The organism is Acinetobacter sp. CFCC 10889 (assembly GCF_003268395.1).
GTDB lineage: Bacteria > Pseudomonadota > Gammaproteobacteria > Pseudomonadales > Moraxellaceae > Acinetobacter.
Genome location: NZ_LQXQ01000022.1, coordinates 1 through 13,521 on the forward strand (window position 1 = coordinate 1; position 13,521 = coordinate 13,521).

The following is a 13,521-nucleotide window of genomic DNA, read 5'->3' on the forward strand; positions in this document are numbered from 1 at the left end:
AATACAAATATTCAAACTAAGTTGAATATGCGGACTTAAGAAGATTATTCTTAAAACAGCACTTTGTTTTGATGGAGCGTATTTTAGCAAGTTATTGATAGAGCGCAAGCAAAAATTATAAAAGTTTGCAACGTTCGGTTATAAATAACACAATTTTGGCGTTTATTTGCGAAAAAAGTGCATTTATAGCCGAACATAACATTAGAAACGGTATTTATAAGCTTCTATGTTTTGGCAAATTTCATCGTTAATCTCGCAATAGCTATTTGCATTTGGTAAAAGAACAAATAAGCGATCAGAGGTTTTTTTCGGATCATAGCCTTGTTCTTTGAGCTTATTTTTTTGGTATTTAAATGTACCTGTGGTTTCTACAGCTTCTTGAATACGTAAAAATACGGGTACAGCATAAGAAGGTAAGCCTTTTTTGAACTCAGTAACCATATTGGTTAAGTCTTGTTCTGTTAACTCAGCACCATCATTGAGGGTAATGGCTGCCATACCTGCACGACCATTGGTATTTGGAATTTCTACGCCATAAACCACAGCTTCAGTGATTTTATCGTATTCACTAACAATATTTTCAACTTCAGTGGTCGATACGTTTTCACCTTTCCAACGGAAAGTATCTCCTAAACGGTCAACAAATTGTGCATGACGGAAGCCTATGTCACGTACTAAGTCACCTGTAATAAAGTAGGAATCGCCTTTATTGAAGACATCATGCATGATGACAGATTTATTTTTTTCAGGGTCGGTATAACCATCAAAAGGTGAGCGTTTGGTAATTTTACCCAGCAGTAAGCCTACTTCACCTTTTTTGACTTTAATGCATTGACCTTTTTTGTCTCGGACAGCTTCATTCTTTTCTTTGTCAAATTGGATGATTGCATAAGGAATTGGTGAGAAGCCAACCGTATTGTCAAAGTTAAAAATATTACTGAAACCGACATTGCCCTCACTTGATGCGTAGAGTTCTAAAATTTCTTTGATACCAAAGCGTTGTTTAAATTTGCTCCAAATATTTGGACGCATACCATTTCCGATCATTTTAGTCACACGATGATCACGGTCAGCTTTTGATTCAGGTGCATCCATCAAGTAGCGACAGAGTTCACCGACATAACCAATGGCAGAAGCATTGAACTTTTTAACATCTGTCCAAAAGCCAGAGGTTGAGTATTTGCGGCGAATGGCAAGTGTTGATGCACCTGCAAGGACACCACACCAACAGACCACCATTCCTGTAGCATGATAGAGCGGCAGGGTGCAGTACATGACATCATCTTCATTGAGATTCAGCACATGCCCATAAGTACCAAAAGCTAACATCCAGCGGCTATTGGTAAAAATAACCGCTTTAGGTAAACCTGTAGTCCCTGAGGTATAGATGTAAAATAATCCATCTTTGCCTGTGACTTTGTGAGTCGTTGGCACATTGAATTTAGGGAACGCATCGATCACGTTTGCAATGTTGACATAGCCTTTAGGTGCTTGACCTGCATCTTTTAGAGTTTCTTGGTCAGCAAACCAATGGAAGCGATCTTCTGCGATTTTCAAGTCTTGACGAATATCATCGACTGCGGCACGGCATTCTTCCCCAACAATAATGGCAATTGGGTTTACGAGATTGATGCTGTGGGCAAGCACTTTACCAACTTGGGAAGTGTTGACTAGTGCAGATGTCACGCCAATCTTTGCCAAAGCAATTACAGTTGCAATCAACTCAGGGCGGTTTTCAATCATCACAGTGATGACATCACCTTTGCTTGCACCTATGGAGAGATAGTAGTGTGCGATTTGGTTTGCCCAATTGTTGAGTTCTTTGTAACTAAAACGTTGGTCTTCAAATAGTAAGGCATCACCGTATGGATTACGTTTTACCGCACGTTCAAAGGCTAAACCTAAACCAGAAGGTGTGTTTGGTGTGCGTAAATAAGCTTGTTTTAGCCCAGTGAGTAAATTGGGTACTTTATTGAGAAATTGTGGTAATCGTGCTGCGACATCTGTAATCCCAATAAGATCGGTTTGTGTATTTGCGCTCATAAGCATCCTATTTATTTTTCGTAATCCAATAAGGTCTATTTTGTTGGCGAGTGACTTTACATCAATTTTACAGTTGTCCTTTTAATGGTATCGCCTAGTGCAATCAACCTAATTTGACAAAACTTATAAAAATACTATTTAAAATAGCAAAAAACCTAGTCATCGAAATGACTAGGTTCTATAAAATCACCCGCAATTCAGCAAATTATTCTGCTGTAGGCGGTGTGCTTTTCTTTGGTGGGCGACCACGAGGGCGACGAGGGCGAGCTGGTTTCTCACCATCTGCTTTTTCAGCATCTTCATCCTCAGTCTTTTTACTGGTTTTTTCCGTTGCTTCAGCTTCAAGTGCTAAGTTTTGCTGTGCTTTGGCTTTTGGTTGCTTTTCAGCTTTTGCAGCGACCACAGTTTCGACTTCTTCCGCTTGTACATCTACTTGAGGTGTAGCTTCGGCAATAGGCTCAGGCTCATCAGCTTTAACTGTAGATGAAACTTCAACTACAGGTGCAATTTCATCTGTTAAGACTTCTTCGCTTGATACTGCACTTTCGCTTTGTGATGAAGTTATTTCAGTAGCTACTGCTTTTTCTTCATTCACAGGGGGAGCAACAGGTTCTGATGTTGTTACTTCCGCAGCTGTTGTTTCAGCTTCAGTCGTGTGTTTTTGCTCGACATGAGCTTGCTTCGCTTGTTCAGCAGCAAGTTTTGCTAAACGGCGACGCTCACGTGGATCATTTGCGACACGGTTGTCTGAAACAGGTTTTGGTGGTGTTAAATCCAACACTGGTGCAGGTTCTGCTTCTGGTGCTGCTTTGGTGATTTCTACATCACGAGTGACCGCTTTCTTCTCAACTGCAACTTCAGCTTCATTGACTTGTTGTGTAGAAGCATACTCATCAGTGAACTTTTGTAATGCACGATTAAATGTTGGAATGAGTCCAAACTGTTCAATCAATACAGCACAGTCTTCACCATAAACATGACGGATCAAGCTACCAACAGTAAATTGACCTAAAGTTGGCACTTGTGATGGTGTAAGTTTAGGTGTTTTAACAGGTGCAGTTTTTGCTGCATCACGTTGTTGGCGACGGCGTTGGCGTGGGTCATTGCTTGCACGTTTTACAGGTTGATTCGTTTGTTCAACGTGTTGCTCTGGTGCAGGTGTAACTTCAGCTTTTTCCTCAACAACAGGTTGTATAGTCTGTTGTTGTGTTGGTTTGCTGACTTCTGTTTTAGCAACAACAGGAGTTGTTGTTTCTTTGGCAACAGGAGCTACTTTCTGTTGAGGTGCTAAAGCGATGATCTCACTTTGCGCTTGATCCACGTTTACAACCAATGCTGTTGTCATGGTTTCGTTGCGTGGTGCATCAACCAAGTTCACTTTAAGACTTGCGGCTTTTTCTACTGTTTTTGTTTCAGCAGGTGCAGCACTTGTCTGTGCCTGTGCAGCAGTTGGATTTTGCTCATCGTTAAACACGCTTGTATCGCGGTGGCGATTTGGGCGGTTTGGACGTTGATGGTTGTTGCGATCACGACGTGGAACAGCTTGCTCATGTGTTTCATTTGCTTGTTGTTCATGTTGAGTACGCTGAGGTTTTGGTTGACGGCGTTGCTCTTGACGTGGTTCACGTTGTTCTTGGCGTTGCTCATGACGTGGTGCTTGAGCAACTTCTTCAATCACTTGATTTTGTTCATGTGATTGTTCGCGTGTTTCTTTGTGCTTATTATTGTTGTTACGCTTTTTATTGTTGCGTTGAGATTTTTCATCTTTCTCAAACGTTTTTTCAGCGTAATCACGTTGTTCATTTTTTTGAACAGGCGTGTGACTTAAATAAGCATTGGTTTCTACCACAGGGCGTTGTGGTTCAACAGCCACAGGTGTTGTATTAACTTGACCAAATTGACCACGACTTACAGCACCACCATTGACCATTTGTTCAATGGCAGCAGCTGCATTATTTGCAGAGCGTGATTGATCAATAGTCGTTGCTTGTTTTTGAACAAACAAATTTTCTAACCAAGCACATGGACTAGATGATGGTTGAGCAACTTGTGCTTGTACTGCCTGTTGAGGCTTTTGTTGTTGTGTTTGGGCAGCGTGTTGCTTTCTATTGCCTTGCTTTTGGTTTTGTTGATTTTGAACAGGTGCTGCTTGGTTTTGTTGAGCAGCAGCGTGTTGTTCTTCTTCTAAATGCCATTCAGAAGACTCATAACCCAATTCTTTTTCGCTTGAACGTGTTGCTTCAGTACGTTCATAGCTTGTTGGGGCAAAGCCTTCAGGGTTATACGAAATTTCGTAATGTGGTGTTTCTAAATGTGGATGCGGCAATACTGTCACACGTACATTTGATGTTTGTTCTAAGTAAACAAGGCTGTGACGCTTTTCATTCAATAAGAATGCAGCAATTTCTACAGGCACTTCCACTTGAACTTCACCATGACGTTCTTTGAGTGCAATCTCTTCAACTTTACGCATAATTGAAAGAGAAAGAGAACGTAAGTCACGTACCATGCCTGTGCCATGACAGCGAGGGCAAACATAACCTGTTGCTTCTTCAAGCGATGGACGTAAGCGTTGACGGCTCATTTCCATTAAACCAAAACGTGACAATTGACCGAATTGGATACGTGCACGGTCACTTTGTGTTGCTTCACGAAGTTTCGCTTCAACCATGCGTTGGTTACGTTCTTTGGTCATGTCGATAAAGTCGATTACGACTAAACCGCCAATATCACGTAAACGGAGTTGACGAGAAATTTCTTCAGCGGCTTCTAAGTTAGTACTTAATGCTGTTTCTTCAACATCATGACCACGAGTAGATTTCGCAGAGTTAATATCAATAGAAACCAATGCTTCAGTTTGGTCGATGACAATAGAACCGCCCGATGGAAGTTTTACTTCACGTTCATAAGCAGTTTGGATTTGGCTTTCGATACCAAAATGAGCAAATAATGGTTCATTGATGGTATATGTTTTGAGTTTGTCGAGTTGGTTAGGCATTACTGCTTTAACAAAGTTATAGGCTTCGTTATAGGCTTGCTCAGAATCAATTAAAATTTCTGCAACATCATCACGTAGATAATCACGAATCGCACGTGTCACGACACCCGCTTCTTGATGCACCAACATTGGTGATGGACCAGAACTTGCAGTGCCTTGAATCTGCGCCCAAAGGTCAAGCAAATGCTGTAAGTCGAGTTGTAATTCTTCTTGTGAACGACCAATACCTGCGGTACGAACGATGACGCTCATACCACGTGGAGTATTTAAAGACGCCAACATTTCTTTGAGTTCTTCACGAACTGAACCTGAAATTTGACGACTGATACCACCACCTTTCGGATTGTTTGGCATCAAGACTAAATAACGACCAGCAAGTGAAATATAAGTCGAAAGGGCAGCACCTTTATTGCCACGTTCTTCTTTTTCAACTTGAACAAGAAGTTCTGTGCCTTCAGTAATCAATTCACGAATATTTGAAGTTTGGCGAGGGTCTGCTTTGTAATAAGAATTGGCAATTTCGCGCATCGACAAGAAACCTTGACGACCTGCACCATATTCTACAAATACAGCTTCAAGAGAGGGTTCTACACGAGTCACGTGACCTTTGTAGATATTGGCTTTCTTTTGTTCACGCGTGCGATTTTCTAAGTCAAAATCGTAAAGGCGGTGACCAGTGATAAGTGCAACGCGAATTTCTTCGGCATGTGTTGCATTGATCAACATACGTTTCATGGGTGTAACACCTAATAGTGATCCACACTGACAACTCGCTGTTTTAGTCTAACAAACATCATGGTTTAGAAATACATTATGGATTTTAAATAAATCTTAATGTGTCTAAAGATGATTTGCCTGCCTGTGAATGGGCGGGGAATTACATCTCTGTGATGTTGCAATACTGCTTTAACCTTTGCACGATTAAAGTTTTTGAGCAGTTCACTGGTACGAAAAAAGTGGTGCATTGGATGACTGTTTGTCGTCTTTCACTGGCACGTATTGCTCGAAGATCAACTCGTCTTATTTGAGATCAAGTTTGTCTTGATACGGAATTATCATCGTATCTTTACAAGTTGTGCAGTTCCAATGCCTCAAACACTGATGTCCTGAAATTGCTCTAGCGACTTGTCTGATGTGTATCAGTTTATGTTTAAAAACCAACGTAGAGGTTGGCGCATATATTTTTAAACAAACTGATTTATGTACTTTAAGTACAATTAAACGCAACAGTCTGTCATTTTGCCGATATAATAAGCCATCGGCGTCGGCATATTCTTTTGGGACCATTCCGAGCTTTGGGTGAATGTTTGATACAGTCTGGTTTTCAAAAAGTTTTTTGTTTCAAAAGTTTTTGAAATCATAATTGTAAAGTTCACTTACGGTGGTATCCGTGCGCTGACTATAGCAAACCTTGCATCATCTGCCTATGGGCTATACGGTTATTTTGTATGAAATGTATAGTCTAAGTGATCAGTTTTTAATCAAAATTTCGTTTTATTAGGTCATCGTAACTGTATGAATTCTACGCAAGACTGGCAAAGTGTCACCTGGTTTGAAGTCGACGAACATCAGGAAGCTCAACGTATTGATAATTTTTTATTTTCACGTTTAAAAGGTGTGCCGAAAAGTCGCATCTATCGTTTGATTCGTGAGGGTCAAGTTCGTGTCAATAAAAAGCGCGTTAAGGCTGAAACTAAGCTCGCAATTGGCGATCAGATCCGTGTTGCACCGATTCGCTTTGAGCAAAAAGAAGATGCTGTGCCTGTTTCGGATAAAGTCGCGCAAAGTTTATTAAGCCGTGTGGTCTATGAAGATGAAGGTTTAATGGTGGTCAATAAGCCATCTGGCATCGCAGTACATGGTGGTAGCGGTGTTGCTTATGGTTTGATTGAAGGGTTGCGTGCTGCAACAGGTAAAAAATATTTAGAATTGATCCATCGTATTGACCGTGATACGTCTGGTTTGGTGATGATTTCTAAAAAACGCAGTATATTGAAAACACTGCAAGATTTGTTACGTGAACATAAAATTCAGAAAACCTATGCTGCGATTGCTAAAGGTCAGGTGAGCTTAGACAGTCAATTGATTGATCAACCTTTATTGCGTTATGAATTGGCAAATGGCGAACGTCGTGTCCGTGTGTCAAAAGACGGTAAAGAATCTAAGACACAATGGAAAGTCGCTGAACGCTTTATGCATGCAACTTTGGTGCATGCTTCGCCTCTTTCAGGGCGTACCCATCAGATTCGTGTGCATGGTTTGAGTATTGGTCATCCGTTGGTTGGGGATGATAAGTATGGACATGAAACTGAATATCGTGGTCCAAATCCACGTCGTTTGTGTTTACATGCGATGCGTTTGGAAATTCCAGGTTATCCTGTGATTGAAGCGCCTTTGCCTGAAGATATGCAGAGTTTGGTGGCGCAGTTAAGATCGCAGAAAGCGGATAAGCCTACGATATAAAATGTAATGAATAGCACTACGGAGTCTTTCCGATTAAGTTTAAATGATTGGAAATAACCTTCGGTTCGACTTATTTGTTTAGACAAAATGAGAAGCGGAGCTTCGCAAGAAAACCATCTTGCGCAGTTTCACTGCTCACCGCAGAACTCGTTCACTACCTATTTTTGATTAATATTACGCAGAAACATTACTTATTCAATGTAGTCCTGTCTCAAACAAATGCGGATGACATTTCCGCGTATCAGATTTGATCGTGAATAAGATGTTTTGCATGATTGAGTTAAGAGTGAAAAATGCAAAAACCTGTAGAACTGATTATTTTTGACTGGGATGGAACACTGTTTGATTCTGTCGGGCAGATTGTGGCGAGTTTATTGTTTGCTGCTGAGCAATTTGAGCAACCTTTAACACCTGAAGCTGCAAAAAGTATTATCGGTTTAGGTTTGCCTGAAGTGGCTCAGGTTTTATTTCCAACTGTGCCTGAACTGCATACAGAAATTTTAAAATGCTATGGTGATCATTATGTGGAGCATTCCAAAGGTGATCAGTGGTTTGCAGGTGTGTCAGAAATGTTGCATGATTTAAAAAGTCAGGATATTCACTTGGCAGTGGCAACAGGTAAAAGCCGTAAAGGTTTAGATCGTGTGTTAGGGCAAACCAACAGTCGTGATTTATTTACCGTAACCCGTGCAGCGAGTGAAACCAAGTCTAAACCTGATCCATTAATGTTGGCTGAAATTTTACAACACATAGGGATTCAAGCTGATCGTGCGATTATGGTCGGTGATACTTCTTATGATTTGGAAATGGCGAAAAACATTGCGATGCCTCGTGTAGGTGTGAGTTATGGCGTGCATCGTATTGAAGTTTTACAAAGCTTTAATCCATTAACGATTGCGAATGATGTCAGCACTTTGCATGATTTTTTAAAATCAAAAATCAGTGCTTCAGATGTGGCTTGATGATCTATATATTCTTGTAGTAGAGCTACCTTAATAAATATGAAAAAAGCTACGTTATTTTTATAACGTAGCTTTGAACTTATTTAATTTTAAACTTTTGAATATCGGGTTTATGTGCACCCCAACCTGTCCAATAGTTGGTCATAGTAACGGTTTTATTCTGAATTTTCATGATTTTATAAATATCATTACGAGGTGGTGAGATTTCATTAGGACGAATGACTTCAGTCATCATAAAAATATCAGGTGAAATCCATGTGATCCGCCAAGCATCTTTATTGTCATAACCACGAGAACATTCCATTTCATTTTGCCATGCAGCTGCAGTGGCTTGAGCATTAAACTTTAAGCCTGCACAACTCGCACCGTCTAAAATAATATATTTCCCTTTGAGTGCAGATTGGTAATTTTCAGCCCAAGCAGTGCCAATGGAGGCTAGGGAAAGGCTTGTAAAAAGAATAGTTTTTTGAAGTTTAGAGATCATTGTATATGCCTGAATGTACTGTTTTATTATCACTGAAATGTCTATTTTAGTGGTTTATATGAATATTGGGGATGGCTCATTTGAATGCTCTATATTAGCATTTAGTCGTAGAATAAAGTTCCCTCAAAAATAACAACGACCTGAATTCTGAGTAATTTACGGGTATTTCTAATTGATTTTTAACGCTTGTTTATTCATCTAAAAATATGGATAAAGATTTATAGGTTCTAACTATTGTCATAAATAAAATAAGTATTGGCACAAAAACAGCAATTTACCGATGCTTAAACTGTTCATAAAAGTACACGTTTTAAAGAAAAATGGTGTTCAGATGCAGTAGAACTGCAGAGATTGATCTGATCATCCCAGCAAAATCTCTCATTGGGTAATGTCGAGATTCAGCCATCTAAAACGGTATTCAGTCCATTTTGCAGTTTAAGGAAACATGATGTCGAATTCTGCTGTTGTTCAAACAAGTGTTGAATCGGTTGCTTTGGCTTTAAGAGAAGCTGAATTATCAAAAACGGCGATTGCGCCTGTTCGTCCACAACTTGGGGGTGAAAGTGCCGATGTAGATATCGCCTATGCCGTTCAGGAAGAAAATACCAAACGTGCGATTGCTGAGGGTCGTCGTTTAGTAGGGCGCAAAATTGGTCTGACTTCAATTGCAGTACAAAAGCAGTTAGGTGTTGATTCTCCTGATTTTGGAATGTTATTCGCTGATATGGCATTTGGTGATGGTGAAGCCATTCCTGCAGGTTTGCTCATTCAACCGAAAGTTGAAGCTGAAATTGCGTTAGTGATCAATAAGGATTTAACCCAAGAAAAACATACTTATGCAGACATTATCAGTGCAACAGAATATGCCTTGCCTGCGGTTGAAGTAGTCGATAGCCGTATCGAAAACTGGAAAATTTCACTGATTGATACTGTTGCTGATAATGCGTCTTCTGCAGCCTATGTACTCGGTTCTAAGCCTGTCAAACTTGAAAATCTTGACCTTGTAAATTGCAAAATGACCATGACACGTAGCGGTGAAGTGGTTTCTCAAGGTGTGGGTAAAGCCTGTCTTTCAAATCCGCTCAATGCAGCTGTTTGGTTGGCAGATGAAATGGTACGTCGTGGTCGTCCACTTCTGGCAGGTGACATTATTTTGACTGGTGCATTGGGTCCAATGGTTGTGGCACATGCAGGTGATGAATTTGTTGTGGAAATTGAAGGTTTTGGTTCAGTGACTGCGGCTTTTGCAGCTGAATAAATCTGAATTTTATTAGGTCTTGAGTTTTACAACGCCTTGCATTTTACAACTTAGCGTTAAGAGATATTGTTCATGAAAAAGATTAAATGTGCATTGATCGGTCCAGGAAATATTGGTACTGATTTACTTTATAAATTACAACGCAGTGAGTTTTTAGAACCTGTATGGATGGTAGGGATTGACCCAACATCTGAAGGTCTGGCACGTGCTGCAAAAATGGGTATTAAAACCACTGCTGAAGGTGTCGATGGTCTGCTTCCTCATGTTTTAGAAGATGATATTAAAATTGCTTTCGATGCGACTTCTGCATATGTACACGCTGAAAACAGCCGTAAGCTCAACGAGCTTGGTGTACAGATGATTGACTTAACGCCTGCGGCGATTGGTCCATTCTGTGTACCACCTGTAAACCTTGAAGCTTTGCTTGAAGCAGGTGATTTGCCAAATGTAAACATGGTGACTTGTGGTGGTCAGGCAACGATTCCGATGGTGGCTGCGATTTCACGTGTTCAGGCGGTTGAATATGGTGAAATTATTGCAACTGTATCGACTAAATCAGTCGGTCCAGGTACACGTAAAAATATTGATGAATTCACCCGTACCACTGCGGGTGCAATTGAACAGGTGGGTGGTGCAAAAGCAGGTAAAGCGATCATTATCATTAACCCTGCTGAGCCACCACTGATGATGCGTGACACTGTGCATTGCCTAGTGGAAGGTGAGCCTGATCAAGCAGCGATTACTGAATCCGTACATGCCATGATTAAAGAAGTTCAGAAATACGTCCCAGGTTATAAATTGGTGAATGGTCCTGTATTTGATGGCAACCGTGTATCGATGTTCTTAGAGGTTGAAGGTCTGGGTGACTATTTACCAAAATATGCAGGCAATCTCGACATCATGACTGCAGCTGCAGCACGTACCGCAGAAATGTTTGCAGAACGTCTGATCGCTAACCAAGTAGAAGCATAAGGAGCATTTTCATGTCTAAGATTATGATTAATGATATGACTTTACGTGATGGTATGCATCCAATGCGCCATCAAACAACCCCTGAGCAAATGGTTGCGATTGCAACTGCACTCGATGATGCGGGTGTACCGTTAATCGAAGTGACGCATGGTGACGGCTTAGGTGGTAACTCGGTCAACTATGGCTTCGCTGCTGCAACTGATGAAGAATATTTAAAAGCGGTGATCCCAAACCTGAAACAAGCCAAAGTTTCAGCTTTACTGTTACCGGGTATTGGTACGGTTGATCATTTAAAAATGGCGCATGATGTCGGTGTCGCAACCATTCGTGTGGCAACGCATTCAACCGAAGCAGATGTTTCAGAACAACATATTACTGCTGCACGTAAACTTGGTATGGACACTGTGGGTTTCTTGATGATGGCACACATGGCTACTCCTGAGAAATTACTTGAAGAAGCACAAAAAATGGTGTCTTACGGTGCAAACTGTATTTATGTGACTGATTCAGCAGGGTATATGCTTCCACAGGATGTGACTGATCGCGTCGGTATCTTACGTGCAAATTTAGCAGCAGAAATCGAAATCGGTTTCCACGGTCACCATAACTTAGGCATGGGCGTAGCGAACTCTGTGGCTGCTGTTGATGCAGGTGCAAAACGTATTGATTTGGCTTCTGCAGGTTTAGGTGCAGGCGCAGGCAATACACCATTGGAACTGTTTGTTGCGGTGGCGAACCGTATGCAAATCGAAACAGGTGTGGATTTATTTAAAGTACAAGATATTGCTGAAGAATTGGTTGTGCCAATGCTACAACATCCGATTCGTGCAGATCGTGATGCTGCGACTTTAGGTTATGCAGGTGTGTATTCTTCATTCCTATTATTTGCGAAACGTGCTGAAGCAAAATATGGTGTATCGGCGCGTGAAATTCTGCTTGAATTGGGTCGCCGTGGTACGGTGGGCGGTCAGGAAGATATGATTGAAGATCTTGCATTAACCATGTCTAAAACCAAAGAAGCCAATGCTTAATTTTTAAATATTTTATTGAAAATTGAAGTTAATGAAAGCGTCCGAAAGGGCGCTTTTTTTGCTTTGGACGTTTAGATAAAATTTTCAACAATTCCTGTTTTGACGATTCATTTATTTTTGAATATTTTAGAAAAATAATCTTTAAAAGTGAAAATATGAATACAGCAATTAAAACAGCCTTGGTCACAGGTGCTTCACGTGGGATTGGTCGAGCGATTGCACAGCGTTTGGCAAAAGATGGCTTCTATGTTGTGGTGAATTATGCAGGTAATGTGGCTGATGCAGACCATACGGTTCAAGACATTATTGCCCAAGGTGGACAAGCTTCTGCGATCCAAGCGGATGTATCCAATGAGCAGGATGTAAAACGATTATTCAATGAAGTCAAAGCCTTGCATGGACAGCTTGATGTGGTGGTACACAGCGCAGGCAGTATGAGCATGGCAAAAATTTCACCTGAAAGTTTGGCGGATTTTGATCGTATGATTCAGATTAACTTACGTGGTGCATTTCTCATGTTTGCACATGCAGCAGAGCAAATTGCCGATGGTGGACGAATCATTGCGCTAACGAGTAGTGTGATTGCCAAATCATTTCCAAATTATGGACCTTATATTGCATCCAAAGCAGGGGTAGAGGGCTTGGTGCATGTACTTGCCAATGAATTGAAAGGTCGAAACATTACAGTGAATGCAGTTGCGCCCGGACCGACAGGAACTGAGTTGTTTTATAAAGGTAAATCCGAAGAACAAATTAATGCGATTGCTCAGCAGATTCCGTTGGGACGCATTGGGCAACCTGAGGAAATTGCGAGTGTGGTTTCAACTTTGGCAGGTGCAGATGGGCGTTGGATCAATTCACAAGTGATTCGGGTCAATGGTGGTTTTGCTTAAGATATTCTTTGTAAAATAGAGGCGTTCGAAAGAGTAATGCTGATCAGTTAAGCAAAATTATTTGAAAAATTCCTAAAATCTCCCCTAACCCCTCTTTGAAAAAGAGGGGAACTTCTTGTAACTAAATGATTTTTAGTAATGAAAAACTCCCTCCTTTGGAAAAGGAGGGTTGGGGAGGATTCAAAAATCCTTAACTGACTGGCATTAGTTCGAAAGAGCGCTTTTTATTTGGTTGAATAAATCAAAATAGACAATTTATTGAATTAAATATAGTTAATTTCTTTTATGTAAACGCTATTTCTTATAAATAAAAAAATTAAAAATGCAAAATTAAAAATATTTTTAAACTTAAAAACGCTAAAAGATTTCATAATATAATAATCATCTTATTTATTTGTTAATAATCTCTATTATTTT

The 13,521-nt window shown here is 40.5% G+C and carries 10 protein-coding genes; 7 read left to right on the top strand and 3 right to left on the bottom strand.

Going from position 1 to position 13,521, the window contains the following annotated elements; all coding sequences use genetic code 11:
• Nucleotides 1-201 precede the first annotated feature (201 nt).
• Together AVJ19_RS09980 and AVJ19_RS09985 are read right to left on the bottom strand one after the other, a co-directional pair.
• Nucleotides 202-2,043, bottom strand: a complete 1,842-nt coding sequence (locus AVJ19_RS09980) for a long-chain-acyl-CoA synthetase (RefSeq protein ID WP_111859574.1) — start codon at nt 2,041-2,043, stop codon at nt 202-204.
• A 205-nt stretch (nt 2,044-2,248) separates the two neighbouring features.
• Nucleotides 2,249-5,776, bottom strand: coding sequence for an Rne/Rng family ribonuclease (locus AVJ19_RS09985; protein ID WP_111859575.1), 3,528 nt, complete (start codon nt 5,774-5,776; stop codon nt 2,249-2,251).
• 101 nt (nt 5,777-5,877) lie between these two features.
• Between AVJ19_RS09985 and AVJ19_RS22010 the strand changes: the two genes are divergently transcribed.
• From AVJ19_RS22010 to AVJ19_RS10000, 3 genes are all read left to right on the top strand, one after another.
• On the top strand, nt 5,878-6,069 hold the full coding sequence (locus AVJ19_RS22010; RefSeq protein ID WP_162626580.1) for a hypothetical protein: 192 nt from the start codon (nt 5,878-5,880) through the stop codon (nt 6,067-6,069).
• A gap of 487 nt (nt 6,070-6,556) precedes the next feature.
• The gene (locus tag AVJ19_RS09995) at nt 6,557-7,504 is read left to right on the top strand and encodes an RluA family pseudouridine synthase (protein ID WP_111859576.1); all 948 of its coding nucleotides are present in this window, start codon (nt 6,557-6,559) and stop codon (nt 7,502-7,504) included.
• 293 nt (nt 7,505-7,797) lie between these two features.
• The gene (locus tag AVJ19_RS10000; protein ID WP_111859577.1) at nt 7,798-8,466 is read left to right on the top strand and encodes an HAD-IA family hydrolase; all 669 of its coding nucleotides are present in this window, start codon (nt 7,798-7,800) and stop codon (nt 8,464-8,466) included.
• Between the two features lie 79 nt (nt 8,467-8,545).
• Here the strand turns inward: AVJ19_RS10000 and AVJ19_RS10005 are convergent, their stop codons facing one another.
• Nucleotides 8,546-8,950, bottom strand: a complete 405-nt coding sequence (locus AVJ19_RS10005) for a hypothetical protein (protein WP_111859578.1) — start codon at nt 8,948-8,950, stop codon at nt 8,546-8,548.
• Between the two features lie 448 nt (nt 8,951-9,398).
• On the opposite strand from AVJ19_RS10005, the gene AVJ19_RS10010 reads away from it, so the two are divergent.
• The 4 genes from AVJ19_RS10010 (at nt 9,399) to AVJ19_RS10025 (ending at nt 13,104) form a co-directional block, all read left to right on the top strand.
• A complete protein-coding gene (locus AVJ19_RS10010) occupies nt 9,399-10,208 on the top strand; it encodes a fumarylacetoacetate hydrolase family protein (RefSeq protein WP_068973751.1) in 810 nt (269 codons plus the stop codon).
• A 72-nt stretch (nt 10,209-10,280) separates the two neighbouring features.
• Nucleotides 10,281-11,180, top strand: a complete 900-nt coding sequence (locus AVJ19_RS10015) for an acetaldehyde dehydrogenase (acetylating) (protein WP_111859579.1) — start codon at nt 10,281-10,283, stop codon at nt 11,178-11,180.
• 11 nt (nt 11,181-11,191) lie between these two features.
• A complete protein-coding gene (gene dmpG / locus AVJ19_RS10020; RefSeq protein ID WP_111859580.1) occupies nt 11,192-12,211 on the top strand; it encodes a 4-hydroxy-2-oxovalerate aldolase in 1,020 nt (339 codons plus the stop codon).
• Nucleotides 12,212-12,366: 155 nt separating this feature from the next.
• Entirely contained in the window at nt 12,367-13,104 is a 738-nt protein-coding gene (locus AVJ19_RS10025) for an SDR family oxidoreductase (RefSeq protein ID WP_111859581.1), read from the top strand.
• The last annotated feature ends 417 nt before the right edge of the window (nt 13,105-13,521 follow it).

What these genes read in the sequence shown, in the direction of transcription:
- AVJ19_RS09980 (WP_111859574.1), bottom strand. Translation starts at nt 2,043, where the DNA reads ATGAGCGCAAATACACAAACCGATCTTATTGGGATTACAGATGTCGCA.
- AVJ19_RS09985 (WP_111859575.1), bottom strand. Translation starts at nt 5,776, where the DNA reads ATGAAACGTATGTTGATCAATGCAACACATGCCGAAGAAATTCGCGTT.
- AVJ19_RS09995 (WP_111859576.1), top strand. Translation starts at nt 6,557, where the DNA reads ATGAATTCTACGCAAGACTGGCAAAGTGTCACCTGGTTTGAAGTCGAC.
- AVJ19_RS10000 (WP_111859577.1), top strand. Translation starts at nt 7,798, where the DNA reads ATGCAAAAACCTGTAGAACTGATTATTTTTGACTGGGATGGAACACTG.
- AVJ19_RS10005 (WP_111859578.1), bottom strand. Translation starts at nt 8,950, where the DNA reads ATGATCTCTAAACTTCAAAAAACTATTCTTTTTACAAGCCTTTCCCTA.
- AVJ19_RS10010 (WP_068973751.1), top strand. Translation starts at nt 9,399, where the DNA reads ATGTCGAATTCTGCTGTTGTTCAAACAAGTGTTGAATCGGTTGCTTTG.
- AVJ19_RS10015 (WP_111859579.1), top strand. Translation starts at nt 10,281, where the DNA reads ATGAAAAAGATTAAATGTGCATTGATCGGTCCAGGAAATATTGGTACT.
- dmpG (WP_111859580.1), top strand. Translation starts at nt 11,192, where the DNA reads ATGTCTAAGATTATGATTAATGATATGACTTTACGTGATGGTATGCAT.
- AVJ19_RS10025 (WP_111859581.1), top strand. Translation starts at nt 12,367, where the DNA reads ATGAATACAGCAATTAAAACAGCCTTGGTCACAGGTGCTTCACGTGGG.